Source organism: Burkholderia savannae, from assembly GCF_001524445.2.
Taxonomy (GTDB): Bacteria; Pseudomonadota; Gammaproteobacteria; order Burkholderiales; family Burkholderiaceae; genus Burkholderia; species Burkholderia savannae.
Genome location: NZ_CP013418.1, coordinates 1,186,792 through 1,212,316, shown reverse-complemented (window position 1 = coordinate 1,212,316; position 25,525 = coordinate 1,186,792). Strand labels below are relative to the sequence as shown.

General features: G+C 70.7%; 22 protein-coding genes. 9 read left to right on the top strand and 13 right to left on the bottom strand.

From position 1 onward, the window contains the following. Positions 1–59 precede the first annotated feature (59 nt). Genes hpaD through hpaI form a run of 4 tightly spaced genes read left to right on the top strand, consistent with a single transcriptional unit; the run spans position 60 to position 3,002 of the window. A complete protein-coding gene (gene hpaD, locus WS78_RS26480; protein ID WP_059578654.1) occupies positions 60–908 on the top strand; it encodes a 3,4-dihydroxyphenylacetate 2,3-dioxygenase in 849 nt (282 codons plus the stop codon). Positions 909–966: 58 nt separating this feature from the next. Continuing rightward, on the top strand, positions 967–1,359 hold the full coding sequence (locus tag WS78_RS26475) for a 5-carboxymethyl-2-hydroxymuconate Delta-isomerase (RefSeq protein ID WP_059578650.1): 393 nt from the start codon (positions 967–969) through the stop codon (positions 1,357–1,359). Positions 1,360–1,382: 23 nt separating this feature from the next. Further along, entirely contained in the window at positions 1,383–2,186 is an 804-nt protein-coding gene (hpaH, locus tag WS78_RS26470; protein ID WP_038752374.1) for a 2-oxo-hept-4-ene-1,7-dioate hydratase, read from the top strand. A gap of 9 nt (positions 2,187–2,195) precedes the next feature. Next, the gene (gene hpaI, locus WS78_RS26465; protein WP_038752371.1) at positions 2,196–3,002 is read left to right on the top strand and encodes a 4-hydroxy-2-oxoheptanedioate aldolase; all 807 of its coding nucleotides are present in this window, start codon (positions 2,196–2,198) and stop codon (positions 3,000–3,002) included. On the opposite strand, the gene WS78_RS26460 is transcribed toward hpaI, so the two are convergent. Next, positions 2,996–3,829 carry an AraC family transcriptional regulator gene (locus WS78_RS26460; RefSeq protein WP_059578647.1) on the bottom strand — a complete coding sequence of 278 codons (834 nt, stop codon included), beginning with the start codon at positions 3,827–3,829 and terminating at the stop codon, positions 2,996–2,998. The two genes, hpaI and WS78_RS26460, sit on opposite strands and share 7 nt — an antisense overlap. On the opposite strand from WS78_RS26460, the gene WS78_RS26455 reads away from it, so the two are divergent. Together WS78_RS26455 and WS78_RS26450 are read left to right on the top strand one after the other, a co-directional pair. Beyond that, on the top strand, positions 3,749–4,282 hold the full coding sequence (locus WS78_RS26455; RefSeq protein ID WP_197419447.1) for a hypothetical protein: 534 nt from the start codon (positions 3,749–3,751) through the stop codon (positions 4,280–4,282). The two genes, WS78_RS26460 and WS78_RS26455, sit on opposite strands and share 81 nt — an antisense overlap. Positions 4,283–4,295: 13 nt before the next feature. Beyond that, positions 4,296–5,261, top strand: coding sequence for a quinone oxidoreductase family protein (locus WS78_RS26450; RefSeq protein WP_059578640.1), 966 nt, complete (start codon positions 4,296–4,298; stop codon positions 5,259–5,261). A gap of 206 nt (positions 5,262–5,467) precedes the next feature. Here the strand turns inward: WS78_RS26450 and WS78_RS26445 are convergent, their stop codons facing one another. The 4 genes from WS78_RS26445 to WS78_RS26430 all read right to left on the bottom strand — a co-directional run bounded on the left by WS78_RS26445 (position 5,468) and on the right by WS78_RS26430 (position 11,086). Next, on the bottom strand, positions 5,468–6,559 hold the full coding sequence (locus tag WS78_RS26445) for a porin (protein WP_059578635.1): 1,092 nt from the start codon (positions 6,557–6,559) through the stop codon (positions 5,468–5,470). A 514-nt stretch (positions 6,560–7,073) separates the two neighbouring features. Further along, positions 7,074–8,141: an ABC transporter ATP-binding protein gene (locus tag WS78_RS26440; RefSeq protein ID WP_038752357.1), complete on the bottom strand. Its 1,068-nt coding sequence runs from the start codon at positions 8,139–8,141 to the stop codon at positions 7,074–7,076. After that, positions 8,134–9,903: an ABC transporter permease gene (locus tag WS78_RS26435; protein ID WP_059578631.1), complete on the bottom strand. Its 1,770-nt coding sequence runs from the start codon at positions 9,901–9,903 to the stop codon at positions 8,134–8,136. The genes WS78_RS26440 and WS78_RS26435 overlap by 8 nt, the downstream gene beginning before the upstream one ends. Positions 9,904–9,997: 94 nt before the next feature. Beyond that, complete coding sequence (locus tag WS78_RS26430; RefSeq protein ID WP_038752352.1) at positions 9,998–11,086, bottom strand: ABC transporter substrate-binding protein; 1,089 nt, start codon at positions 11,084–11,086, stop codon at positions 9,998–10,000. A gap of 128 nt (positions 11,087–11,214) precedes the next feature. On the opposite strand from WS78_RS26430, the gene WS78_RS26425 reads away from it, so the two are divergent. Both WS78_RS26425 and WS78_RS26420 read left to right on the top strand, forming a co-directional pair. After that, positions 11,215–11,886 (top strand): response regulator, encoded by a 672-nt coding sequence (locus WS78_RS26425; RefSeq protein ID WP_038752349.1) that lies wholly within the window; start codon positions 11,215–11,217, stop codon positions 11,884–11,886. Beyond that, positions 11,883–13,454 carry a sensor histidine kinase gene (locus WS78_RS26420; RefSeq protein WP_059578628.1) on the top strand — a complete coding sequence of 524 codons (1,572 nt, stop codon included), beginning with the start codon at positions 11,883–11,885 and terminating at the stop codon, positions 13,452–13,454. The genes WS78_RS26425 and WS78_RS26420 overlap by 4 nt, the downstream gene beginning before the upstream one ends. A 607-nt stretch (positions 13,455–14,061) precedes the next feature. On the opposite strand, the gene WS78_RS26410 is transcribed toward WS78_RS26420, so the two are convergent. The 8 genes from WS78_RS26410 to WS78_RS26375 all read right to left on the bottom strand — a co-directional run bounded on the left by WS78_RS26410 (position 14,062) and on the right by WS78_RS26375 (position 23,587). Beyond that, a complete protein-coding gene (locus WS78_RS26410) occupies positions 14,062–14,931 on the bottom strand; it encodes an MOSC domain-containing protein (protein WP_038752344.1) in 870 nt (289 codons plus the stop codon). 325 nt (positions 14,932–15,256) lie between these two features. Further along, a complete protein-coding gene (locus WS78_RS26405) occupies positions 15,257–16,222 on the bottom strand; it encodes an ABC transporter substrate-binding protein (RefSeq protein ID WP_038752341.1) in 966 nt (321 codons plus the stop codon). A 631-nt stretch (positions 16,223–16,853) separates the two neighbouring features. Beyond that, the gene (locus WS78_RS26400; RefSeq protein ID WP_059578623.1) at positions 16,854–18,056 is read right to left on the bottom strand and encodes a c-type cytochrome; all 1,203 of its coding nucleotides are present in this window, start codon (positions 18,054–18,056) and stop codon (positions 16,854–16,856) included. Positions 18,057–18,256: 200 nt separating this feature from the next. Then, a complete protein-coding gene (locus WS78_RS26395; protein ID WP_394335896.1) occupies positions 18,257–19,117 on the bottom strand; it encodes an ABC transporter ATP-binding protein in 861 nt (286 codons plus the stop codon). After that, positions 19,111–20,340, bottom strand: a complete 1,230-nt coding sequence (locus WS78_RS26390) for an ABC transporter permease (protein ID WP_059578620.1) — start codon at positions 20,338–20,340, stop codon at positions 19,111–19,113. The genes WS78_RS26395 and WS78_RS26390 overlap by 7 nt, the downstream gene beginning before the upstream one ends. Before the next feature lie 4 nt (positions 20,341–20,344). Further along, entirely contained in the window at positions 20,345–21,418 is a 1,074-nt protein-coding gene (locus tag WS78_RS26385; protein WP_038744296.1) for an ABC transporter substrate-binding protein, read from the bottom strand. A gap of 58 nt (positions 21,419–21,476) precedes the next feature. Continuing rightward, positions 21,477–22,319 carry a class II aldolase/adducin family protein gene (locus WS78_RS26380; protein ID WP_059578615.1) on the bottom strand — a complete coding sequence of 281 codons (843 nt, stop codon included), beginning with the start codon at positions 22,317–22,319 and terminating at the stop codon, positions 21,477–21,479. Positions 22,320–22,501: 182 nt separating this feature from the next. Then, complete coding sequence (locus WS78_RS26375) at positions 22,502–23,587, bottom strand: LLM class flavin-dependent oxidoreductase (protein ID WP_059578985.1); 1,086 nt, start codon at positions 23,585–23,587, stop codon at positions 22,502–22,504. A gap of 603 nt (positions 23,588–24,190) precedes the next feature. On the opposite strand from WS78_RS26375, the gene WS78_RS26365 reads away from it, so the two are divergent. Beyond that, a complete protein-coding gene (locus WS78_RS26365) occupies positions 24,191–25,423 on the top strand; it encodes an acyl-CoA dehydrogenase family protein (RefSeq protein ID WP_038747603.1) in 1,233 nt (410 codons plus the stop codon). Positions 25,424–25,525 lie beyond the last annotated feature (102 nt).

Here is a 25,525-nt window from a genome sequence, read left to right as displayed (position 1 = left end):
CAACGAATGATACGCCGCGCGCGGGCTCTGTTTGCCGGCGACGCGGCAGGAGACTCACGATGGGAAAGCTGTCACTCGCCGCGAAGATCACGCACGTGCCGTCGATGTATCTGTCCGAGCTGCCGGGCAGGCATCACGGCTGCCGTGCGGAGGCGATCCGCGGCCATCAGGCGATCGGCGAGCGCTGCCGCGCGCTCGGCGTCGACACGATCGTCGTCGCCGACACGCACTGGCTCGTCAACGCCGGCTATCACGTGAACTGCAACGGGCATTTCGCGGGCGTCTACACGAGCAACGAGCTGCCGCATTTCATCCGCGACATGCGCTACGAGTATCCGGGCAATCCGGCGCTCGGCCATCTGATCGCGGCGGCCGCGAACGAGCGCGGGATCGGCACGCGCGCGCACGAGATCGACAGTCTCGAGCTCGAGTACGGCACGCTCGTGCCGATGCGCTACATGAACGCCGATCAGCATTTCAAGGTCGTGTCGATCGCCGGCTGGTGCATGTGGCACGCGCTCGACGAGAGCCGGCGCTTCGGCGAGGCGCTCAGGCACTCGATCGAAGCGAGCGATTCGAACGTGGCGTTCTTCGCGAGCGGCTCGCTGTCGCACCGTTTCAACGACAACGGCAGCCCCGAGGAGGCGATCCACATGATCAGCCGCGAGTTCTTCCGGCAGGTGGACCTGCGCGTCGTCGAGCTGTGGAAGCAGGGCGATTTCGCGACCTTCTGCAAGATGCTGCCCGAGTACAACGAGCACTGCTTCGGCGAAGGCGGCATGCACGATACCGCGATGCTGCTCGGCCTGCTCGGCTGGGACCGCTACGACAAGCCGGTCGAAATCGTGACCGACTACTTCGCGAGCTCGGGCACCGGGCAGATCAACGCGATCTTCCCGCTGCCTTGAGCGGCGCGACGATTCGCTTCGGATGCCGACGCAATTCTGAAGAACACGGAGAGCCGACATGCCTCACATCATCGTCGAATACACCGCGAACATTCGCGACGACGCGCGGATTCCCGTGCTGCTCAAGACGATCAACGAGACGCTGATCGCGCAGGGCGGCGTGTTTCCGACGGGCGGCATCCGCTCGCGCGCGATCGAGCTGCAGGACTACTGCGTCGCCGACGGCACCGCCGACGACGCGTTCGTGCACGTGACGCTGAAGATCGGCTCGGGCCGCGACGACGCGACGAAGAAGGCCGCATGCGACGCGCTGTTCGACGCGATCAAGGCGCATTTCGCCGCGCTCTACGAACGGCGCTATCTCGCGCTGTCGATGGAGCTGACCGAGTTCAGCGAGACGGGCTCGTACAAGCACAACAATATCCACGCACGCTACAAGCGCGGCGCGTGACCCCAACCCCGACAACGAAGACCATGCTAGATTCCGCCACCATCCAGCTGCTCGCGCGCCGGCTGCACGCCGCCGAGCGCGAGCGCAAGCAGATCCGCCAGATCTCGCTCGACTACCCGGAGATCACGATCGACGACGCGTATGCGATCCAGCGCACGTGGGTCGCCATGAAGCTTGCCGAAGGGCGCGTGCTGAAGGGGCACAAGATCGGCCTCACGTCGAAGGCGATGCAGTATTCGTCGCAGATCGACGAGCCCGATTTCGGCGCGCTTCTCGACGACATGTTCTTCGAGGACGGCGCGGCGATTCCGGCGCACCGCTTCATCGTGCCGCGCGTCGAGGTCGAGCTCGCGTTCGTGCTCGGCAAGCCGCTGCAAGGGCCGCACTGCTCGGTGTTCGACGTCTACGACGCGGTCGACTACGTCGTGCCCGCGCTCGAGATCATCGACGCGCGCAGCCAGTCGATCGATCCGGACACGAAGCGCCCGCGCAAGGTGTTCGACACGATCGCCGACAACGCGGCGAACGCGGGCGTCGTGCTCGGCGGGCGGCCCGTGCGGCCGATGGACGTCGATCTGCGCTGGGTCGCGGCGATCATGTCGCGCAACGGCGTCGTCGAGGAAACGGGCGTCGCGGCGGGCGTGCTGAATCACCCCGCGAACGGCGTCGCGTGGCTCGCGAACCGGCTCGCGCGCTTCGACGTGTCGCTCGACGCGGGCGAGATCATCCTCGGCGGATCGTTCACGCGGCCGTGCGCGGCGAAGAGCGGCGACACGTTCAACGTCGATTACGGCCCGCTCGGCGCGATCCATTGCCATTTCGAATGACGGACGACGATGCTCATTCCTGACAACACGTTCAAGGCCGCGCTCGCGCGCGGCGAGGCGCAAATCGGGCTGTGGCTCGGGCTCGCGAATGCCTACGCCGCGGAGGTCGTCGCGGGCGCGGGCTTCGACTGGCTGCTGATCGACGGCGAGCACGCGCCGAACACGGTGCCGACGATCCTCGCGCAATTGCAGGCGATCGCCGCGTATCCTTCGCATCCCGTCGTGCGCGTGCCGTGGAACGACGCGGTGGTCGTCAAGCAGGTGCTCGATCTCGGCGCGCAGACGCTGCTCGTGCCGATGGTGCAGAGCGCGGGCGAGGCGCGCGCGGCCGTCGCGGCGACCCGCTATCCGCCGCACGGCGTTCGCGGCGTCGGCAGCGCGCTCGCGCGCGCGTCGCGCTGGAACCGCGTCGACGATTACGTGCGGCAGGCGAACGAGCGGATCGCGGTGCTCGTGCAGGTCGAGACGCGCGCGGGGCTCGACGCGATCGACGCGATCGCGCGCGTGGACGGCGTCGACGGCGTGTTCATCGGGCCCGCCGATCTCGCGGCCGATCTCGGGCATCTCGGCGATCCCGCGCATCCGGACGTGCAGGCGGCGATCGATCGCGCGATCGCCGCGATCGCCGCGGCGGGCAAGGCGGCGGGCATCCTGAGCGCGGACGAGCGCGCGGCGCGGCGCTATCTCGAGGCCGGCGCGACGTTTGTCGCGGTCGGCGTCGACACCACGCTGCTCGCGCGCGGCGCGCAGCAGCTCGCCGCGCGGTTCAAGTCGCCGGCAGGCGGCGCGGTTCGCGCGGGCGACGGCACTTACTGATTTCGGCTTGCGCCGGCATCGATCGGCGGCGCGTCGCCGCGCCGCCCGCCGGGCTTCGCGTTCACGTACTGCCCGGGCGTCGTGCCGAGCGTGCGGCGGAACATGTCGATGAACGCGCTCACGTTGTCGTAGCCGAGGTCGAGCGCGACCGTCGTCACCGTCACGCCGTCCGCGAGCCGTTCGAGCGCGCGCAGCAGGCGCGCCTGCTGACGCCATTGCGCGAACGTCAATCCCGTCTCGGACACGAAGCGGCGGCTCAGCGTGCGCGGCGCCATGCCGGCCCACGCGGCCCATTCGTCGACGCGGCGGTTGTCCGCGAGATCGCCGGCGAGCGCGTCGGTGATCCGCACGAGCCGCGGATCGCGCGGGCGCGGCAGTCCGAGCGATCCCGTTTTCGCCGCCGCGATCTCGTCGAGCATCACGTCCGCAATCCGCGCGCGCGCGCCGTCGAGCTCGCCGCCGCGCCAGCTCGCCGCGCGGCGTACGGCTTCGCGCAGCAGCGGCGACGTGACGATCGCGCGCGGCGCGTCCGGCAGCGTCGCGCATCGGTGCTCCGCGATGAAGACGCTCCAGCCGGAGAACGGCCCGAACGAGCGCAGCGAATGCACGCGATGCGGCGGAATCCAGATCGCGTGGATCGCGGGCACGACCCAGTCCTCGTCGTCGAGCCCGATCGACACGAGCCCGCTCGACGTGCCGACGAGTTGTCCGCGCGCGTGGCTGTGGCGCGCGGTGGTGCGCGCGCCGTGCTGCGTCAATTCGACAGCGGCGACGAACGGGCCGTCGGACGACGTGACGAGTTCGATGGGAAGAATGGGATCGAGCATGGCCTGAATACCGTATCGAATGGCCTTTATACCGGAGACCGGTCGCGCGCGCACGTCTACACTGCGTTCACTTCCATTCGATTCGGCGCGCCGCGCCTGGCGGTGCGAGCCGAATCGGTTCCCCACGTACACGTCGAGCGATGCGAGGCGTCCAGCGTCGCGAGCCGCGCCCCCGCCACGGCCGCGGTTCTCGCGAACGCGCGCGCGCCGGCTGATTGCGGCGCGATTCGGGGTGACTCGGGGCGATTCGCCTCGACGCGCAACGACGCGGCGGGGCGCAAGCGCAGCGGGCGCGCTGCCGATGATGCCGTTGCCGATGCTGCCGATGTCGACGCCGATGTCGACGCCGATGCCGATGCCGATGCGTCGGCCGCGGCGCGCGCGATCGACTCGTTCGACGGTCCCGACATTCACGACGCGCGGCGATCGAGCGATCCCGCTGCGACCCAATGATCAAGGAGCCTTCATGAAAGCTGCTGTCGTCCTGGGCGCGGGCCAGCGCCCGGCCTACGCCGAATTCGATTCGCCGGGCGCGTCGCCCGGCCATCGCGCGATCGACGTGACCGCTTCCGCGTTGAGCCGGCTCGCGCAGGCGCGCGCGTCGGGCGCGCATTACTCGTCGACGGGCCGTTTCCCGTTCGTGGCGGGCGTCGACGGCGCCGGGCGTCTCGACGACGGCCGGCGCGTCTACTTCTTCGGCCCGCAGGCGCCGTTCGGCGCGATGGCCGAGCGTACGCTCGTGCCCGAAGCGAACTGCATCCCGCTGCCCGATTCGCTCGACGACGTCACGGCGGCCGCGATCGCGCTGCCGGGCATGTCGTCGTGGGCGGCGCTCACCGAGCGCGCGCGGCTCGCGGCAGGCGAGACGGTGCTCGTCAACGGCGCGACCGGCACGTCGGGGCGGCTCGCCGTCCGGATCGCGAAGCACCTCGGCGCCGCGAAAGTGATCGCGACCGGGCGCAATGCGAACGTGCTCGATGCGCTGAAGTCCGCGGGCGCCGATGTCACGATCTCGCTCGCGCAGGACGACGGGCAGGTGGCGCGCGCGTTCGAGACGCATTTCCGCGCGGGCGTGGACGTCGTGCTCGATTATCTGTGGGGCGCGAGCGCGCGGGCCGCGCTGATGGCCGCGGCGAACGCGTCGCCCGAAGCCCGCCCGGTGCGCTTCGTGCAGATCGGCACGATCGGCGGCGCCGACGTGCTGCTGCCGGGCGCGGTACTGCGCGCCACGGCGATCACGCTGATGGGCAGCGGCCTCGGCAGCCTTTCGCTGCCGCGCCTGCTGGATGCCGCGCGGGCGGTGTTCGAGGCGGCGCGTGCGGCCGGGTTGCGGATCGACACCGAAACCGTGCCGCTCGCCGACGTCGGCGCGTATTGGGACGACACGAGCAGCCTGGTTCGTCCGGTGTTCACGATGGGCGCGTCCCGGTGACGGGCGCGCGGCCGCGACGATATGCGGCGCCCGACGCCCGACGCCCGACGCCCGACGCCCGCCTCCCGACGCCTCCCGACACCACCCGACACCGCCCGACACCGCCCAACACCGCCCAACACCGCCCGGTCGCCGGGTACCGTCCGGTGCCGTCCCGCGCCTCCCGTGCCGTCCCGCGCAATCGCGTGCAATCGCGCGCCGTTCGCTCAGAACCGCTGCTGCATGCCAAGCGTCACGCCGGCCTGCGTATCGGCGTAGCCGACCGAATCGCGCGACACACCGACGTTGCGCCCATGCTGGGCGATCGCGAAGCCGCCCGCCGCATACAGCACGGTGCGCTTGGACAGCGAATATTGCGCGCGCAGCGACACGAGCGTCGGATCGGCGTCGGTGCCGCCCTTGATGTTCTGGTGATAGACCGCGCCGATCAGCGAGAACGCCGGCGTGAAGTCGTACGAGCCGCCGATCCAGTACATGTCGCTCAACTGCGTCGCCGCCGCCGTGTGGAACGTGCGGCGGTAGTTGCGATAGCCGGCCATCGTCTTCAGGTTGCCGAAATCGTAGCTGACGCCCGCATGAATGCCCTGCACGTAGTCGACCGGATCGGCGGGGCTCACGCTGTCGCGCGCGCCGTTCTGGCGGTCGAACGTGACGACCGCCGCGAACGCGCCGCTCTCGTAGCCGAGCGCGAAGTCGTACTTCGCGCTCGTCTTCATGCTGCCCGGCACATTGCCGAAGCCGTACATCGCGCCGAAGCGCAAGCCGCCGTACGCGCCGTCGTAGCGCACCGAGTTCGACGAGCGCGTGAACATGCCGTCCTTGCGGCCGCCTGTGGCCGTCGACGACGTCGCCCACGAATAATTCTGCGCGTAGCCCATCGGGTCGAACGGCAGCATGTAGTCATACGTGACGGTGAAGTTGCGTCCGAGCGTGAGCTCGCCCCACTTGCCCTTGAGGCCCACCGTCGCGCGCCGCGCGAAGATCGAGTCGGGGCCGTCGTCGAAGCCGCCGTTCGCGAGGTCGATCCCGCTTTCGAGCCGGAACACCGCCTTCAAGCCGCCGCCGAGATCCTCGACGCCGCGCAGGCCCCAGCGCGACGTGTTCTTGTTGCCCGACTTCAGGCGCAATGCGCTGCCGCCCTCCGGCGCGGCGTGGTTCGCGTATTCGACGCCCGCGTCCATGATGCCGTAGAGCGTGACGCTCGACTGCGCGAGCGCGTGGCCGGCCGCGAGGCTCGCGCACGCGGCGAGGCCGGCTGAGATCGCAGCCCTGCCGGCGTTTCGGCGATGCTTTTTCATTTTCGGTGTCTCCGATTGAGTGGTGGTTGTTTTACGTGGCGCGCGCACGTTCGCCGTCAGGCGGCGTGCGCGCGCCGGGTGCGCCGGCCGATGCCGGCGCGGGCTTGCTGCTGGGTGCTACAGGGGATTGCGCCGGGGCGTTCGGGGCGGGTTCGTCGCGCGCGTTCATGCTTCGCGAGCCGGAGCGACGAGCGCCGCCGCATGCGCCGGGCGATGCGTCGCGGGTTCGCGCGAAGGCGGCGCGGTGTGCGTGGCGTTCGGCGTCGTTTGCGGTTGCATACGGCATCGCATACGGCCGCGTATCCGGCAGCATCTGGAATCGCACCCGGCATCCCGCGCGCCGAAAGCGCCGCATCACCTCGAACTTGCGTTGCCGAACGCCGAACGCCGAACGCCGAACGCCAAACGCCAAACGCCAAACGCCAAACGCCAAACGCCAAACGCCAAACGCCAAACGCCAAACGCCAAACACCAAACACCAAACACCAAACACCGAACACCAAACGCCCCCCGGTCAGCCCGCCTTCGCGAACGCCCAGCAATCGTTCGCCGGAAACTCCAGCCAGTGCCGGCCCGCCGCGCGCGGCGCCGAGCCGAACGCGCGCAGCCGCAGCTCGCCGCAATGGAACAGGTATTCCCAGCGGTCGCCGAGATACATCGACGTGACGAGCTCGGCGGGCAGCCGGTTCTCGCCCGGCTCGTCCGCAACCTGCACGCGCTCGACGCGGATCACCGCGTGCGCGTCCTCGCCTTGCCGCAGCGCGCCGCGCGCGAGCGCTGCGAGCCGCCAGCCGTCGCCCGCGAGCGTCACGCGCTCGCCGTCGATCGCGTCGACGCGCGCGTCGATCCGGTTGTTGCTGCCCATGAACTCGGCCGTATAGAGCGTGCGCGGCGCGCCGTACAGCTCGGCGGGCGTGCCTTCCTGCTCGATGCGGCCGTCGCGCAGCAGCAGGATGCGATCCGACATCGCCATCGCCTCGGCCTGGTCGTGCGTGACGCAAAGCGCCGACAGCCCAAGCGACACGATCAGCTCGCGCAGCCACGCGCGCGCTTCCTCGCGCAGCTTCGCGTCGAGGTTCGACAGCGGCTCGTCGAGCAGGATCACGGGCGGGTTGTAGACGAGCGCGCGCGCGATCGCGACGCGCTGCTGCTGGCCGCCCGACAACTGGTGCGGATAGCGTTCGGCGAGATGGCCGAGGCCGAGCTGGTCGAGCGCGGTCTGCACGCGGCGCTTGATCTCGCCCGCCGCGACGCGGCGCAGCTTGAGACCGTAGCCGACGTTCTCAGCGACGCTGCGGTGCGGCCACAGCGCGTACGACTGGAACACGAGGCCGAGCGAGCGCGCCTCGACGGGCAGGTCGACGCGGCCCGCGCCGTCGAAGAACGTGCGCTCGTCGAGCCGGATGCGGCCGGACGACGGCGTCTCGAGCCCCGCCACCGCGCGCAGCAGCGTCGTCTTGCCGCTGCCCGACGCGCCGAGCAGGCACACGACTTCGCCCGCTTTCAATTCGAACGACACGCCCTTCAAGATCGGGTTCGCGCCGTAGCTCAGATGCAGATCGTCGACGATGAGCTTATCCATGCAGTTTCACTCCGAAGCGCAACGCGACGGCGAGTCCCGCGCCGACCATTGCGATGTTGATGACGGACAGCGCGGCGACCTGATCGACCGCGCCCGTCGCCCAAAGCGACACGAGCAGCGCGCCGATCACCTCGGTGCCGGGCGACAGCAGATAGACGGCCGTCGAATATTCGCGCTCGAAGATCATGAAGATCAGCAGCCACGCGGCGAGCAGGCCGAAGCGCACGAGCGGCAGCGTCACGTCGAGCGACACGCGCGCGCGCGTCGCGCCGACGCTGCGGCCCGCTTCCTCGAGCTCCGGGCCCACCTGCAGCAGCGCGCTCTGGATCACGCGCATCCCGTACGCGAGCCACACGACCGTGTACGCGATCCAGATGCTCCACATCGAGCTCTTCAGCTCGCGCAGGCCCGGCACGAACAGGAAGATCCACAGGAACGCGAGGCCGGCGAGAAGGCCCGGCACCGCGCGCGGCAGCAGCACGATGTAGTCGAGCATGCGCGCGGCCCAGTCGTGACGGCGGTGGCCGGCGAACGCGACGAGCGAGTAGAAGCCGATCGCGAGCGCGCCGCCGATCACGCCGATGCCGAGCGTGTTGAAGATCGCGCGCACGAGGTTGTCCTGCTCGAACAGCTCGACGAAGTTCGCGACGGTCAGCACGTCGGCGAGCGGCACGCCTTCGCCCCAGTTCGTGACGAACGCGCGCAGCACGATGCCGGAGATCGGCACGATCACGGTGAGTGCGAGCCACGCGGCGACGATCGCGAGCGCGACCCAGCGCCACGCGCGCAGCGGCAGCACGGTCGGGCGGCCCGCCTTGCCCTTGACGGTCACGTAACGGCTCGCCGATTTCAGCAGATGGCGTTGCAGCAGCACGAGCGGAAACGTGATCGCGATGATGCACACGGCGACGGCCGCCATCAGGTGATACGACGGCACGCCGAGCTTGTTGGTCAGCTTGTACAGGTACGTCGCGAGCACGAGATGGCCTTCGGGGTCGCCGAGCACGAGCGGCAGCCCGAACACTTCGAAGCCGAGGAAGAACACGAGCACGCCCGAGAAGAGCAGGGCGGGCAGCGTCATCGGCAGGCTCACGTCGAGCGCGACGCGAAACGGCCGCGCGCCCGTCACGCGCGCGGCCTCCTCGACGTCCGAGCCGAGGTTGCGCAGCGCGGCGGACGCGTACAGGTACACGTGCGGCACGTGCGTCAAGCCGACGATCACCGTGATCGCGAAGATCGAATAGATGTTCCACGGCACGGACGAGATGCCGAACAGCGCCTTGAACCACACTGAATAGAAGCCGACCGGGCCCGCCGCGACGACGTAGCCGAACGCGAGCACCATCGGCGACACGAACACGGGCGTGAGCACGAGCGGCTCGAGCCAGCGGCGGCCGGGCAGATCCGTGCGCACCATCAGGAACGCGAGGATGCCGCCGAGCGGAATCGAGATGAACAGCATCCCGCCCGCGATGACGAACGAGTTCTTCGCGGCGGACCAGAAGTCGGGATCGGTGAAGATGAAGCGGAAGCCTTCGATGCCGAGCGTCCTGTTCGCGTCGAAGAACGGCGCGGTCAAGAGGCTCTGGAACACGATGAACGCGATCGGCAGCGCGACCGCGATCGTCAGCACCGCGACGACGATCCAGCGCAGCATGCCCGCGAGCGGCCAGAGTCCGCCCGCCGCCGGCGCGGGCGGCGCGCCGTCGCCGCGCGCGCGCGCGACGGGCGCGGACGGTCGGCCGCTGGTGGTTGTAAGCATGAGTTTGCCCTTGCGGCCCGCGGGCCGCGTCGATGGAAAAGGAAAGCGGGGAGGGCGCGCGCGGCGGCGGCCGCGCGCGCTCACGCGTGCGGGCTCAGCGCTTGAGCGCCTGCTGCCACTGCTTGAGGAACGCGAGGCGCTTCGACTGATCGAGGTAGACGAGCAGGCCCGAGCCGATCTGGATCGGCTTGAGCGAATCGCCGAGATCCTGCGCGAGGCGCGTCATCGACGTCTCGCCCGACACGTCCGTGCGGATCGAGTAGAGATTGGCCTGGTTCGCGATCAGCGTCTGGCCGCGCTTCGACAGCAGGTAGTCGACCCACAGCTTGGCCGCGTTCGGATGCTGCGCCTGCTTCGAGATCGTCACGAGGCGGCTCACGACGAGCGTGTAGTCCTTCGGAAACACGTAGCCGATCGACTTGTCCTTCTTCGCCTTTGCGTAGGCATACGAGCCGATGATGTTGTAGCCGACGAGGTTCTCGCCCGACGAGATCCGCTCCATCATCGCGCCCGTGCTCGACTGCAGCTTCGGCCCCGCCGCGCCGATCGCGCGCACGAGCTCCCACGTCACCTGTTCGTTCACGTGCGCGTCCTGCGTCAGGTAGTTGAAGCCGACGCCGGACTTCTCGATGTCGTAGGTCGTCACCTTGCCCTTGAACTTCTCGGGCTGCGATTGCAGCAGCCTGATCAGATCGGCGCGCGTCTTCGGCACGTCGTTCTCGGGAATCAGGCGCTTGTTGTAGACGATCGCGAGCGGCTCGTAGGTCGTGCCGTACGCCTGTTTCTGATACTGCGCCCATTGCGGCACGTTCGGCGTCTCGGGCGAATCGTACGCGGCCATCAGCCCGTCGTTGACGAGCTTCACCTGCAGATCCATCGCCGAGTTCCACAGCACGTCGGCGCTCGCGCTTTTCGCGGCGCTTTCGCTGACGTAGCGGTTGTAAAGCTCGGTGCTGTTCATGTCGTTGTATTCGATCTTCACGCCGTACAGGCTTTCGAAATCCTTGATGAGCGGGCGCACGAGCGCGGTGTCGGTCGTCGAGTAGACGACGAGCTTGCCTTCCTGCTTCGCGGCGTCGATCACGCGTTGGTAGTTACCCGGATAGCCGGCCGGGACCTGTGCGCAGACAGTGCTTGCGGCGACGAAAAGAGCGGCGGCGATGGCGGCCGGTGCGTACTGCATGTCTTCCTCCAGTGGCGTCTTGGTTGGTTCGAGTGACGCGGATGGTACGCGGCGCGCACTTTCAGCGCGCTTTCATTTTTCGTCACAATCGCTTTCTTTTGATTATGGATTTCCCGAGGTTTTGCTTGATGCGTGTGCTGCTCGTCGAAGACAACCCGATCCTCGCGCAGTCGCTCGCCGACGCGCTCGCCGCCGCGCGTTTCGCGGTCGATCACATGGCGGACGGCGAGGCCGCCGACCACGTGCTGCACACGCAGGACTACGCGCTCGTGATTCTCGATCTGGGGCTGCCGAAGCTCGACGGCCTCGAAGTGCTGCGGCGGCTGCGTGCGCGGCGCAATCCGGTGCCCGTGCTGATCCTGACCGCGCACGGCTCGGTCGAGGACCGCGTGCGCGGGCTCGATCTCGGCGCGGACGACTATCTCGCGAAGCCGTTCGAGCTGACCGAGCTCGAGGCGCGCGCCCGCGCGCTGATCCGGCGCAGCCTCGGCCACGAGCACACGCGCGTCGAATGCGGGCCGCTTGCGTTCGACAGCGTCGATCGCAGTTTTCGTCTGAATAATGACGTGCTCGCGCTGACGCCGCGCGAGCGCTCGGTGCTCGAGGTGCTGATCCTGCGCAACGGCCGCGCGATCAACAAGGAGACGCTGTCGGAGAAGATCTTCGGGCTCGACGAATCGGTGAACGCCGACGCGATCGAGATCTACGTGCACCGGCTGCGCAAGAAGCTCGAGGGCAGCGGCGTCGCGATCGTCACGCTGCGCGGGCTCGGCTATCTGCTCGAGGCGCAGCCGCGATGACGCGGCTCAATCTGCGCGCGCAGGTCGCGCTGTGGCTGTTGCTGCCGTTCCTCGGGCTGCTCGCGCTCGATTCGTGGCTCACGTACCAGCGTGCGATGAACGCCGCGCACGTGGCGTTCGATCGCACGCTCGCGTCGTCGCTGAAGTCGATTCGCGAGGGCGTGCGGCTCGTCGGCGGCGAGGTCGAGGTCGATCTGCCGTATCTCGCGCTCGAGATGTTCGAATCGAACGACGGCGGCAAGATCTACTACCTGATCCGCGACGACGACGGCCGCGCGATCACCGGCTACCGGGATTTGCCGATGCCGCCCGCGAAGGCGAACGCGCCGCTCTACACGACGGCGTTCTACGACGCCGTCTACCGCGGCGAGCGGCTCAGAATGGCTGCGCTGCGGCTGCCCGTGCACGACGTGCCGAGCGCGCTGACGCGCGTCGTCTGGGTGATGGTCGGCGAGACGATCGAGGCGCGGCAGGCGCTCGCGCGCGAGATCCTCGTCGGCTCGCTGCTGCAGGAGGGCCTGCTCGTCGTGCTCGCGCTCGGCATCGTGTGGCTCGGCGTCGGGCGCGGGCTGCGGCCGCTGAACCGGCTGTCGGCGAAGGTCGCCGCGCGCGCGGAGGACGACCCGACGCCGCTCGAGACGCTCGGGCTGCCGAGCGAGGTCGCGCCGCTCGTCGAATCGATCAACCAGTACGTCGGGCGCACGCAGCGCATGCAGGTCGCGCGGCGGCGCTTCTTCGCCGACGCCGCGCATCAGCTGAAGACACCGCTCGCGGCCGCGCAGACGGGCGTCGAGCTCGCGCTGCGGCCCGCCGAGCGCGAGCGCGTGAATGTGCATCTGCGGCGCGTGAACGGCGCGGTGCGGCAGGCGGCGAAGATCGTCCAGCAGTTGCTGTCGCTGTCGCGGCTCGAATCGGATGTCGCGCCGGCGATCGAGCGCAAGCCCGTCGCGCTCGCGAAGCTCGCGCGCAGCGTGACGCTCGACTGGTCGAGCGTCGCCCGCGCGCGCGGCATCGATCTCGGCTTCGAGCAGCACGCGAGCGTCGACGTGATGGGGCGCGCGGATCTGCTCGGCGAGCTCGTCGGCAACCTGATCGACAATGCGATCCGCTACGCGGGCGACGGCGCGGTGATCACGGTGCGGATCGCGCGCGACGGCGAGCTCGCGCGGCTCGAAGTGATCGACGACGGGCCGGGCATCGCGCCCGACGAGCGCGACGCGGTGTTCGAGCGTTTCTATCGGAGCCAGGCGACGCTCGCGATCGACGGCACGGGGCTCGGGCTGTCGATCGTGCGCGAGATCGCGCGCGTGCATCGGGGGAAGGTCGAGCTGGACGATGCGGCGGGGACGGGCGGCGTGAGCGATGCTGCCGGCATGAGCGCCATGAGCGCCATGAGCGGCATGAGCGGCATGAGCGGCATGAGCGGCACGAGCGGCGTGGGTGGCATGGGTGGCATGAGCGGCGCAGAGCGCGACGGCGGCGGGCCGGCGGGCGCGCGTGCGGCAGGCGCTCGTGCACGGGGCCGCGGGCTCGTCGTGCGGGTGACGCTGCCGGTTCATGCGGCCTGAGCGCTCGATGTGAGGCGGCGGGAGGTCGATTTTTCGTTTGGGGGCGGCGGGCGGACGGGCGCGCTGCGATGCGGCGGATAACGGATTGCCGGCGGCGGCCTGCTCGACGATCGGCGCTGTTGATGCATGCGATGCGGCGTGATTCGAGGCTTTCGTTGTGAAGCCGTTGGAGTCGACGGGATCGCGCCAGGCGGGAACGGCAATGGGATCGCTTCACATGCCTGAAATGCGTTCAGTACTTTCAGTACTTGAAGCGCTTGAAATGCCTTCAGTGCCTGATGTGCCTGAAGCGCTTGAAATGCCTGAAATGCCTGAAGTGCCTTCAGTGCCTTCAGTGCCTGAAGTGCCTGAAGTGCCCGAACTGCCCGAACTACCCGAAGCATTCGAAATGCTGGAAGCAGAACAAGCGCCCGCCGAAGATCGCCATCGCCGCATTTCGCATTTCGCCTCGTGTTCGCGGCGCGGAGCGCTCGCTCCCGATCTCGCGGCTGGTTGGGGGCCGGCGACGCATACGACGCGCATGCCGATGCGCTTCGACGCGGCCCTCCACTGCGTCGGCCCGCCGCGCCGCCGGCCATGGCCTCGCACGCGGGCGCAAGCGCGGACGTCACTCGCGGAACGCGATCTCCGCGTCGACCGACTGCCCGACCTCCAGAAACGCGCCTTCGCCGTTCACGACGATCGCGTTCTTGCCGAACGTCAGCGCGCCGTCGAATTGCGCGCTGCCGCGATAGACGCTCATCGTGTCGGTCGGCTCGTTCGGCCAGGCCGGGTCCGGCGCGCCCGTGCGCTGGTCGATCGTCGGGACAGGGCAGCGCGTGCAGAGCTTCACGAGGCTCAGGCGCACGCCGCCGTCGCCGGTTTCCACGTCGAGATAGTCGACATAATCTTCCTCGTACGCGTCGAGGCCCGTCAGCACGACGTTCGGGCGGAAGCGGTTCATCGGCACCGCGCTCGCGCCCTTGCGGCGCAGCCGCGCGTTCAGGTCGTCGAGCGACGATTGGCCGACGACCAGGATCGGAAAGCCGTCCGCGAACTGCGCGTACGACGTGAACGCGCCCGTCCATTTCGCGCCGACGACGCGCCGCGCGTCGGGCGCGAAGCGCGCGAGCCGCGCGGGCGTGCCGAGGAACTCGCTGAACCAGGCTGCCGCGTGCGCGCCGGCGTCGAGCGCGTTCACGGTGTCGCGCCAGACGGTCGCCGCGAGCGGCTGGGCGCCCGCGAGCGCCGACGCCGCGAGCGGCGTGCGCAGCTCGGGCATCCCGGGCGCGTCGACGACGAGCTCGCGCTCGCCGATCGCCGTGCGCACGAGCGCGAGCCGCGGATGCGTGCGCTGCGTGATCATCATGCCCGCCGGGTCGGTGACCATCCAGTTGCGGTCGTATTCGAGGCCTGTCACGTGCAATTGCGCGCGCACCGTCGCAATGCCCGCACAGGACTTGATCGGATAGACGAAAAGTTCGCTGATGACTGGCATGGCGCTCGAGCCCGGGGACCGGTACGGATTAGCAAAAAACGGCGGCGGAACCGTGATTCTGCCAGATTGCCCGCGTATGCAACTGTCCGCGTCCGAGCGCGCGCACTAGACGCGCCTGGGCCGCGCGGGGCCGCACCTGCCTCCGCAAGGTGGATTGGGCGTCCGCGCGGCGGCCGCGCACGGGCCGATCGCCGCGTCGCGCGGCGCTTTGCGCCGCTTGACATGCGTGCCGCCGCCGTCGCCGAACGCGGGTTTTCCGCCATCGAACGCGGTCCCGCCGGGCGGATTGCCGCGGCCGCGCGCCGGATATCGGCGTGAGCCGCCGCTAGCCGGACGCGAGCGGGAAGGCGCGATCGAACGTGGGCCGCACGTCGAGCGGACGCTTCAGCAGGCCCGCCTTCAGATAGAAGTCCGCGGTGCGCTGCTGTTCGGCGACGATCGCGTCGTCGATCGGCTGCCATTGCGTGCGGCGGCGCTCGAACTGCAGGCGCGCGGCGGCGGGCGGAATGCCGATGATCCGCGCGAGCGCGGCCGAATACGCGTCGACGTGCCGATACGACCACGCCTGCGCGCGCGCGACCCGCTGCAGGAAGTCGCGCAGCGCGTCGCGCTTCGCGGCGATCGCGGCGTCGGTCGCCGCGACGTAACTCAGGCCCGACCACAGCCCGCGGCCGTCGACGAGCACGCGTGCACGGCCGCTCGTCTGCGCGAGCGCGGTGTAAGGCTCCCAGGTCGCCCATGCGTCGATCGAGCCGCTCGCGAGCGCGAGCATCGTGTCGGCGGGCGGCAGGAAGCGGAAATCGACGTCGGCGGGCGCGAGGCCCGCCGCGTCGAGCGCCTTCAGCGTGACGAAGTGGCCGATCGAGCCGCGCGTCGTGCCGACGCGCTTGCCCTTCAGATCGGCCGCGCGGCGCAGCGGCGCGTCGGGTGCGACGACGACGGCGGTGCCGTACGGGTCCGAGCGGTTCGCGCCGATCACCTTCACGCGCGCACCGGACGCGAGCGCGAAGATCACGGGCGCGTCGCCGATCGGGCCGCAGTCGACCGCGCCCGCGTTCAGCGCTTCGGCGAGCGGCGCGGCGGCGGGGAACTCCGTCCACTGGATGTCGTACGGCACGCCCGCGAGCGCGCCCGCCGCTTCGAGGAGCGCGCGCAGGCCGCCTTTCTGGTCGCCGGCTTTCAGCAGCGGGCGCGCGAGCGCTTGCGCGCGGGAAGCGAGCGGCGCGGCCACGGCGGTTGCGGCGGCGTAGGCGAGGAATCGCCGTCGGGTGGGGTTCGGTGTCGATGTCATCGGGGTGTCGGGCGTGTGGATGCCGGGTGGCGGTTGGTCGGGATGCGGGCGGGCGACGCCGATCGCGGCGGGCGAGCGGCCGGCGGCGTTCGGCGCGGTTGCGGCGATCGGGGCCCCGGTTGGCTTCGCGGGGCGAGGTGCTTCGTCGTGCCGGCGCGCGGCGTCGGATGGGGCCGCGGCGCTTCGGCGGCGTACGGCGTTTCGTGTTTTCCGGGCATTCATCGGGCCGCAGTGTGTGAAGCGCTCAAAACGCTTGGTGGTTGAAATTGTGGGCTTGCGGTTCGGGGTTCGAAATTCGAAATTCGGAATTCGAAGCTCGACGCTCGACGCTCGACGCTCGACGCTCGACGCTCGACGCTCGAAGTCCGAAGTCCGAAGTCCGAAGTCCGAAGTCCGAAGTCCGAAGTCCGAAGTCCGAAGTCCGAAGTCCGAAGTCCGAAGTCCGAAGTCCGAAGTCCGAAGTCCGAAGCCCGAAGCCCGAAGCCCGAAGCCCGAAGCCCGAAGCCCGAAGCCCGCGATTCGAATCGCGCGCGTCGAGCCGAAAAGTTCAATCGACGTCGCTTTCCGTTGCCGCATCGCCGGCGCGGTCGTCGTCGGCATCGGCCGTCGTCCATCGTGCATGGCCCGCGCCTCAATGAACGAAGCCGCCCTGCACGTCGCGCACCGGCTCCGCATCGATGCGCAACAGCAGCGCGGTCAGCGCGTCGCCGCCGCGCGCCGGTGTCGGTGTCGGCGGAGGCTGCGGGCGGCGCGACGGACGAGGCGACGCGCACAGCAGATCGGCGTCCCGCCAGCCGGGCGCGCCGGGCTTGGCCGCCGCGCGAAGCCAGCCGTCGCGGTCGGCGAGCAGTTGCGCGCCGGCGAACGCTCGCGGCGCGACGCCCGTGAGCGCGGCGAACGTATCCCATGCGCCGGGCGTCGCCGCGACGCAGGCCGCGCGACCGGCCGCGCCCGGCGCCGCGGGCGAACCGCCGTCGCGCGTGACGAGCAGCGTCTGCCAGCGCGCGTCTTCGACAGGCGGCGTGTCCCGCTCGCCGAGCACGACGACGCGCACGCGCTGTCCGCCGCGCCAGTGCGCGAGCGGTTGCGGCGGGCCGCCGGCGCAGCGCACGTCGAGCGCGGGCAGTCGCACCGGCAGTGGCCAGCCGTCGCCGCCATGCGCGCCGCCGCGCGCGGCGAGCACGCGCAGGTAGTCGAGCGCGGCCCAGACGTCGTCGTCCGACAGGCGGCCCGCGAAGCCCGGCATCGTCCGCGCGCCGTGCGCGTCGCGCATGCCGGCGAGCACGCGCCAGAATAGTTCACCGTCGAGGCGGCGGCCGAGCAGCGGTCCGACGACGGTCGGCGGCCAGCGCTCGAGCGTGTGCGCGAGCGGGCCGTCGCCGCGGCCGTCACCGCCGTGGCAGCTCGCGCAGTGCGCGGCGTAGACGCGCGCGCCGCGCACGGCCGATGCGACGGAGAACGGCTCGGGGCTCGCGTGGAAGCTGGTCGGCACGGCGTCGGCGAGCCATAGCGACGGCGCGGGCCACGGCGCGCACGCGGCGAGTAGCGCGGCGATCGCCAACAGTGCGATGCGCCGTCGGCGCCGCATGAGCGCGGCGGCCGCGATCGGCAACGCGATCGCGGTCATCGCGAGCGCCGCGGCAAGCGCGCGGGCGGCGCCGAGATCGAGCCGCAGCGTCTCGGCGGCGATCCGCCGCGCCCACGGCCATGCGGGCTGGCCGTGACTGTCGCCCGCGAGCCCGAGCGCATGCGCCGCATGCAGCAGCGCGAGCTGGGCCGCGTGCAGCGCGCTCAGCAGCGCGTTCAGCCAGAGCTCGGCGGGCGGCGGGCTCATCGCTTCACCGACGAGCGCGGTGCGCCGCGCCGCGTGCGAATCACATCACACGCGACATCCCGTTCGACATCCCACCCGACATCCCACCGCGCATCGCCTGCAAGCCGCATGCGCACGACGTCGGGCGCGCGTTCCGCGCAAACGGATCGCGCGCCGTCAACGCCGCGCCTTCCGGCCGTCATTCGCCGCGCCGCCACCGCTCACCAGCTCGCGTCGAGCCCGAGATGCGACAGCGCGTCGCGCCGCAGCTCGGCGAGATGCGGATCGCCGCGATGGCGCGGGTAGGGCAGATCGACGCGCAGCTCCGCGACGATGCGCGCGGGTCGCGGCCCGAACACGATCACGCGCTGCGCGAGAAAGAGCGCCTCCTCGACATCGTGCGTGACGAGCAGCGCGGAGAAGCGCGTGCGCCGCCACAGCGCGGCGAGCTCGGCCTGCATCGCGAGCCGCGTCAGCGAATCGAGCTTGCCGAGCGGCTCGTCGAGCACGAGCAACTGCGGATCGTTGACGAGCGCCCGCGCGAGCGCGACGCGCTGCGCCATCCCGCCCGAGAGCTGATGCGGGAACGCATCGGCGAACTCGGTCAGGCCGACGCGCGCGAGCGCTTCGTCGACGCGGCCGCGCTCGCGCTTCAGCACGCCGCGCGCCTGCAGCCCGAGCGCGACGTTCGCGCGCACGCGCCGCCACGGATACAGCGTCGGGTCCTGGAACACGACGATGCGCGACGGGTCGGGCCGCCTGATCGGCGCGCCGTTCTGCAACAGCGCGCCGTGCGTCGCCGCATCGAGCCCCGCCACGAGCCGCAGCAGCGTCGATTTCCCGCAGCCGCTCGGCCCGAGCAGCGCGACGAACTCGCCGGGCGCGACCGACAGCGTCACGTCGTCGAGCACCTGGAGCGGCCCGCCCACCGTGTCGAACCAGTGGCTGACGCTTCGCACGTCGATGCGCGCGCCGGCCGGCGCGGCGCTCGGCCCGGCGGACGTCGCGGCCGTGTTCGACGGGGCCGCGCGTGCGCCGGCGCGGGCATCGGCCGCCCGCGTCGCCATCGTTTCGCTCACCATTTGACGGTTCCTTTCTGCCACGCGAGCGCCCGGTCGCGCACCGCGAACAGCAGCGTGATGAGTCCGGAGAACAGCAGCGCCATCACGATGAGCGCCGCGTACATGTTGACGTACGACGCCCAGCCCTGCGCCCAGCTCAGATACCAGCCGAGACCCGATTTGACGCCCATCATCTCGGCCGTGACGAGCACCGTGAACGACGCGCTCAAACCCATGAACAGGCCGACGAACACCTGCGGCAGCGCGGCCGGAATCGCGACGCGCAGCACGAGGAAGCGCGCGTTCGCGCCGAGCGTGCGCGCGACGTCGTAATACGCGTTGTTCACGCCCGCGACGCCGGACCACGTGAGCACCGCGACCGGAAAGCCCGTCGCGAGCGCGATCAGGAACGCGGCCGCCGAATAGCTCGACGGGAAGAAGTAGAACGTGAGCGGCAGCAGCGCGGTGGCGGGCACGGGGCCGAGCACGCGCAGCACCGGATGCACCCAGTAGCCGATGCGCCGCGACCAGCCGATCGACACGCCGACGAGAAAGCCGACGATCGCGCCGTACAGGAAGCCGATGCCGAGCAGCTTCAGCGTGTTGCCGGCGCTGCCGGCGAGGCGCGGCCAGTCGTCGACGGCCACTTCGATCAGCGCCTGCGGCGGCGCGAAGAACGGCGTCGGCAGCAGCGCGGTCTTCGCGGTCAGGATCTCCCAGGCGGCGAGGCCGAGCGGCAGCGCGACGAGCCACGGGCCCGCGCGCCGCAGCGCCGCGAGGGCCTCGAGCGCCTTGACGGCTTTGACGGCTTTGACGGCCGCGCCGGCACGCGGGCCTGGCGCGACGCGCGCGAACGCGCTCAGCGCCGCGAGCGCGGCCAGCGCGGCGGCGACGGCCCAGGCGGCGGCGCCGATCTCGTCGGTGTACGCCCAGTCGGCGAAGCCGACGATCCGGTTCGGCCACAGCCGCGCGATCGCGCCGAACGCGAGCCAGGCGACGGCCGCGACGAACCCGGTCAGCCACGGCGCGGCGGCGTTCGCGCGGCGTGCGGCGGCGTCGCGCGTCGCCGCGCACGCGCCGCACCCTAAGGCGTGCGTGCGTGCGGCGCGCTGCGCGGTAACGTCGGGCGACGACGTGGAGGCGGAAGCGGAAACGGAGGCGGCCGCGATGCCGGCCGAGCGCGTTCGCGCGCCGTCGACGGCGGCCGACGGCGTCGCGGACGTTGCGTGAGGTAGCGTCGCCATCGGTTCACCCCAGCACGTTCGCATAGACCTGCCGCGCGAAACGCTGCGGGTCGGTCGATTTCTTGATCACGCCGATCCGGCGAAAGTCGTCCGCGTAGAACGCGATCTCGCTTTGCAGATCGACGTTGGTCGGATGGTGCGTGTAGGTGAGCGTCGCGTACAGCTTGCGCAGGTCCTCCGGATCGATCTTCGGCGAATACTTCGCGAACACCTTCGCCGATTCGCCCGGATTCTCGTGCGTGTAGTCGGTTGCCTGCACGATCGAGCGCGCGAGCGCGGCGGCGGCCGGCCGGTCGTCGCGCACGAGCGCGCCGCGCGCGCCGATCACGCAGCACACCTTGCGCGCGTATTCGCCGGACAGGTTCGTCGCGAGCTCCGCGTATTTGCCCGCGCTGCGCTTTTCGAGCAGGTAGAGATTCGGGTCGCCGTCGGCGATCGCCTGGATCTCGCCCTTGTCGGCCGCGACGCCGAGCAGATCGGCCGGATACTGCCGCCACGCGACGTCGCGCTCCGGATCGACGCCGTGCTTCGCGAGCAGGATCGAGAAGAAGTGCTTGCCGGGCGCGGCGAGATCGCTCACGCCGACCGTCTTGCCCTTGAGCGCCGCGAGCGACGTGACGCCCGCCGCCTTCGCGCCGACGAGGCGCACGCAGCCGCCGTGCGAGCTGCCGATGATCTTCACGTCGAAGCCCGCCTCGAGCGGCTTGAGCCACCGGTGGATCATGCCGACCGCGGCGTCGGCCTTGCCGGTGGCGATCGATTCGAGCAACTGGTCGGTCGAGCCGCTGTAGTTGATCAGGTCCACCGACAGGCCGTTCTTCTCGAAGAAGCCGAGCTCCTTCGCGACGACGATCGGCGTGAGGCAGAACGCGTTCTGGTTCCACGCGAACGTGAGCTTCTTGAGCGGCGGCGCGGACCAGACCTTGCGGCCGAGCGTGAGCGCCGGGGCCGCGAGCGCGGCCGCGCCCGCCGCGCGCAGCAGCTTGCGGCGGCCCGATGCGGGCGGCGTGGATGCCGGCGCGCGCGCGTCGCTGGCGGGCGCGGCGTCGGGCGAAAGGGCGTCGGGGGCACGTGTCATGACGAAGATCTCCGGGCGTGGCGAGGGTTGAAGCGGCGCGACCGCGCGTCGGTCGCGCTCAGTCGAGCAGGTCGGGCTCGGCGGCGACGAGCGCCGCGTACAGGCTTTCGAACGCGTGCAGCGCGCCGTCGGGGCCGCCGATCTGGCCGTGCGTATGGCGCGCGGTTACCGCGTCGATCGGGCGCGGCGCGCCCGCGGCCTCGGCGAGCAATTGCGTGTGCGCGGTGTCGTCGAGCGCGATGTACCACCACGCGGCCGCCTCGACGCTCGGCCCGGCGGTCAGGATTCCGTGGTTGCGCAGGATCGCGCCCTTGTGCGTGCCGCCGCCGCCGGGCTTCGCGAGCGCGCGGGCGATCCGCTCGCCTTCGCCCGTGTCGACGACCATGCCGGTGAAGTCGTCGAAGAGCGCGTGGTCCTCGAAGAACACGCACGCGTCCTGCGTCAGCGGGTCGAGCGGGCGGCCGAGCGTCGACCACGCCTTGCCGTACGTCGAATGCGTGTGCGCGGCCGCGACGACGTGCGGATGCGCGTCGTGGATCGCGGCGTGGATCGCGAACGCGGCCTTGTTGAGCGGCTGGTCGCCGATCACCGTCTCGCCTCGGCCGTTGACGAGCAGCAGATCGGACACCTTGATCCGCGAGAAATGCACGCCGAGCGGGTTGACCCAGAAGTGATCGGTCAGCTCCGGATCGCGCGCGGTGATGTGGCCGGCGAGGCCGCGATCGAAGCCGTGCCGCGCGAACAGCCGGAACGCGCCGGCGAGCCGCTCGCGCCGGTGCCGGCGCTCCGCTTCGACGCCGATGCGCGGCGCGGGCGGATCGAACCAGAATTTCTGCTGCGGCTGCGGATTGAGCGCGAGGCCGGATGCGGAGCGAGTTTCGGCGGACAGGACGGCGGACATGGCGTGGACGGTTTGATTAGCGTGAGTGGCGGTGGCTGATGGCGGCTGGCGGCGGTTTGCGATGGTCCGCAATGGCCGGCGGATCGGCTGAGCGGCGATTGATGCGAATGGGCCGAGGAGCGGGCGCGCGAATGGCCGATGCGGCCGTCGAGTCGGCGCGACGTCGATCGAGCCCGGCTCGCTCACGCGACCTTGCGGGCCGCGTCGCGCGCGGCGACGCGCTCGCGCACGCGCGGGATCAGCTCGCGGCCGTAATCGATCGCGTCGTCGAGCGGGTCGAAGCCGCGGATCAGGAACGTCGTGACGCCGAGGTCGTAGTAATCGGCGAGTGCGTCGGCGACCTGCTCGGGCGTGCCGACGAGCGCGGTCGAATTCGAGCGCGCGCCCGTGAGCCTCGCGATTTCCGTCCACAGCCGCGTGTCGACGCGCGCGCCGCGCTCGGCCGCGGCGAGCAGCCGCCGCGCGCCTTCGCTCTGCTGCGGGCTGCCCACGCCGAGCCCGGCCGCTTCGCGCAGCCGCCGCGTCTCGTCGAGGATGCGATGCGCGCGCGCCCACGCCGCGCCCTCGGTTGCGGCGAGGATCGGGCGGAACGACACCGAGAAGCGCACGTGCCGGCCGTGCGCGGCCGCCGCGGCGCGCACGCGCGCGGTCAGCTCGCGCACCTGGTCGAGCGATTCGCCCCACAGCGCATAGACGTCCGCGTGCTTGCCGGCGACCGTGAGCGCCGCATCCGACGCGCCGCCGAAATACACGGGCACGTGCGGCTTCTGCGCGGGCTTCACTTCCGAATAGCCCTGCCTGAAGCGGTAGTGGACGCCCTCGTGATCGAACGGCTCGTCCTCCGTCCAGATGCGGCGCAGGATGCCGAGATACTCGTCGGTGCGGGCGTAGCGCGCATCGTGGCCGAGAAAGTCGCCGTCGCGCTGCTGCTCGTCGTCGGAGCCGCCCGAGATGAAGTGGACCGCGAGGCGGCCGCCGCTGAACTGGTCGAGCGTCGCGATCTGCCGTGCGGCGAGCGTCGGCGCTGTGAAGCCGGGGCGGTGCGCGAGCATGAAATGAACCCGCTCGGTGACGGCCGCCGCGTACGAGATCGTCATCGTTGCCGACGGCCCGGTCGAATGGTGCGGCACGAGGATGCGGTCGAAGCCGGCGCGCTCGTGCGCCTGCGCGAATGCGCGGACGTAGTTGCGGTCGACCGCGTTGCCGGTCGGCGGATGGATCTCCGATTGCTTCTGGCTCTGGATCATGCCGATGATCTCGACGCTCATCTGTGTCTCCGATGCGGGGCGCCCGGGCACACGGCCGGGCGGTTCGATGCCGGCCCGGCGCGCGGCGTGAAAGCGCACGCGGGCCGGGAATCCGGAGCGCAGATTACCGCCAGGATCATGCAACAGATAAATAATAAATATCGGAATCCATATCGCATTTGCATGGTTTGCCGGGCCGGGCGGCGCGCTTACGCTGTGGGCGATCCGTTTCGTTCGCGTGCGCTCGCGCGCCGGGCGGACGGTTTTTTTGACGATCGATCGGCATCGCGATCGACTACGACGATGGAACGTTCGCAGATGGCTTCTCTCTTTGCCGAATCGCCTTTCGCGCCCGCAGGCGGCGACGCGCGCGAAGCGGGCTCGCACGACGACGGCGCGGCGGCCGGCGGCGCATGCGCATTGGCCGATCGCGCGCCGGGCGAGGACCTGTCGCGTCCGAGCGATGCGCGCGGCGGCCGCGCGCCGGTTGAGCGTGCAGCCGCGGCGGCTGCGCAGGGCGCATCAGCGGCGCCGATCGCATCGACGGCATCGACAGCATCGACAGCATCAACAGCATCAACAGCATCAACAGCATCGACCCCGCCGACTACTTCGCCCGCCCTCGTGCCGCCCGAGTTCGCGAGCACCGCGAGCGACGACGCCCGGCTCGACGCGAGCCTCGCCGAGCTCGCGCCGCGCATCGCGGAGGGCGCGGCGCGGCACGACGCTGACGGCAGCTTCCCGCACGCGCATTTCGAATGGCTGCACGCGCACGGCCTGATCGCGCAGGCCGTGCCGCGCGAGTACGGCGGAGGCGGCGCGACGCTCGCCCGCGCGCGCCGGATCGTCGGCGCGATCGCCCGCGCGGACGCCGCGACCGCGCTCGTGCTGACGATGACTTATTTGCAGCACCGCGCGCTCGGCCGCGCGGACAGCCGCTGGCCGGCGGCCGCGCGGCGCGCGGTGTTCGCGAGCGCGGTCGCCGACGGCGCGTTGATCAACGCATTGCGCGTCGAGCCCGAGCTCGGCTCGCCCGCGCGCGGCGGGCTCCCGGCGAGCGTCGCGCGCCGCGACGGCGACGGCTGGCGCATCAGCGGCCACAAGCTGTACAGCACCGGCATCCCGGCGCTGCGCTGGCTCGCGGTGTGGGCGCGCACGGACGAAGCGCGGCCGCGCGTCGGCGTGTTTCTCGTGCCGCGCGACGCGGCGCGGGGGCAGGCGGGCGGCGACGGCATCCGCGTGATCGAAAGCTGGAATCACCTCGGGCTGCGCGCGTCGGGCAGTCACGAGGTGGTGTTCGACGACGTGCGGATTCCGCTCGATCACGCCGTCGATCTGCGCGCGCCCGACGCGTGGGCGCCGACGGGCGCGAGCCAGGCCGACGTCGATGCGCACGCCGACCAGCAAGCGTGGATGATCGTGCTGCTCGGCAGCCTGTACGACGCGCTCGCGCGGGCGGCGCGCGACTGGGTCGTCGGGTTCGCGAAGGCGCGCGCGCCCGCGAGCCTCGGCGCGCCGCTCGCGACGCTGCCGCGCGTGCAGGAAATCGTCGGCGAGATCGACGCGCTGCTGCAGGTGAACCGCGTGCTGCTCGACGATGCGGCCGCGCGCGCGGATGCCGGCGCGCCGCTCGACGTCGACGCGAGCGGGCTTGTCAAATTCACGGTGACGAGCCACGCGATCCGCGTGACGGAGCTGGCGTTGCAGCTATCGGGCAATCACGGGCTGAGCCGCCACAACCCGCTCGAGCGCCATCATCGCGACGCGCTGTGCAGCCGGATTCACACGCCGCAGGACGATTCGATTCTCGTCGCGGCGGGACGCGCGGCGTTCGCCGCGCATGGCGATGGGCGGTGACGCGTTCCGAGGGGCGTGCGACGACGTGCGAAGCGAACGGCGTGAACGGCGCGATGAACCGCGCCGCGCGCCGCGATGCGGCCTGCAACGCCTGGCGCGTGG

Coding starts and splice junctions, on each gene's coding strand:
- WS78_RS26405 (WP_038752341.1), bottom strand. CDS start 16,222: ATGACATCGACACCGAACCCCACCCGACGGCGATTCCTCGCCTACGCC.
- WS78_RS26385 (WP_038744296.1), bottom strand. CDS start 21,418: ATGACACGTGCCCCCGACGCCCTTTCGCCCGACGCCGCGCCCGCCAGC.
- WS78_RS26400 (WP_059578623.1), bottom strand. CDS start 18,056: ATGAGCCCGCCGCCCGCCGAGCTCTGGCTGAACGCGCTGCTGAGCGCG.
- WS78_RS26430 (WP_038752352.1), bottom strand. CDS start 11,086: ATGCAGTACGCACCGGCCGCCATCGCCGCCGCTCTTTTCGTCGCCGCA.
- WS78_RS26380 (WP_059578615.1), bottom strand. CDS start 22,319: ATGTCCGCCGTCCTGTCCGCCGAAACTCGCTCCGCATCCGGCCTCGCG.
- WS78_RS26440 (WP_038752357.1), bottom strand. CDS start 8,141: ATGGATAAGCTCATCGTCGACGATCTGCATCTGAGCTACGGCGCGAAC.
- WS78_RS26375 (WP_059578985.1), bottom strand. CDS start 23,587: ATGAGCGTCGAGATCATCGGCATGATCCAGAGCCAGAAGCAATCGGAG.
- WS78_RS26410 (WP_038752344.1), bottom strand. CDS start 14,931: ATGCCAGTCATCAGCGAACTTTTCGTCTATCCGATCAAGTCCTGTGCG.
- WS78_RS26390 (WP_059578620.1), bottom strand. CDS start 20,340: ATGGCGACGCTACCTCACGCAACGTCCGCGACGCCGTCGGCCGCCGTC.
- WS78_RS26460 (WP_059578647.1), bottom strand. CDS start 3,829: ATGCTCGATCCCATTCTTCCCATCGAACTCGTCACGTCGTCCGACGGC.
- WS78_RS26395 (WP_394335896.1), bottom strand. CDS start 19,117: ATGGTGAGCGAAACGATGGCGACGCGGGCGGCCGATGCCCGCGCCGGC.
- WS78_RS26435 (WP_059578631.1), bottom strand. CDS start 9,903: ATGCTTACAACCACCAGCGGCCGACCGTCCGCGCCCGTCGCGCGCGCG.
- WS78_RS26425 (WP_038752349.1), top strand. CDS start 11,215: ATGCGTGTGCTGCTCGTCGAAGACAACCCGATCCTCGCGCAGTCGCTC.
- WS78_RS26450 (WP_059578640.1), top strand. CDS start 4,296: ATGAAAGCTGCTGTCGTCCTGGGCGCGGGCCAGCGCCCGGCCTACGCC.
- WS78_RS26445 (WP_059578635.1), bottom strand. CDS start 6,559: ATGAAAAAGCATCGCCGAAACGCCGGCAGGGCTGCGATCTCAGCCGGC.
- hpaH (WP_038752374.1), top strand. CDS start 1,383: ATGCTAGATTCCGCCACCATCCAGCTGCTCGCGCGCCGGCTGCACGCC.
- WS78_RS26420 (WP_059578628.1), top strand. CDS start 11,883: ATGACGCGGCTCAATCTGCGCGCGCAGGTCGCGCTGTGGCTGTTGCTG.
- hpaI (WP_038752371.1), top strand. CDS start 2,196: ATGCTCATTCCTGACAACACGTTCAAGGCCGCGCTCGCGCGCGGCGAG.
- hpaD (WP_059578654.1), top strand. CDS start 60: ATGGGAAAGCTGTCACTCGCCGCGAAGATCACGCACGTGCCGTCGATG.
- WS78_RS26475 (WP_059578650.1), top strand. CDS start 967: ATGCCTCACATCATCGTCGAATACACCGCGAACATTCGCGACGACGCG.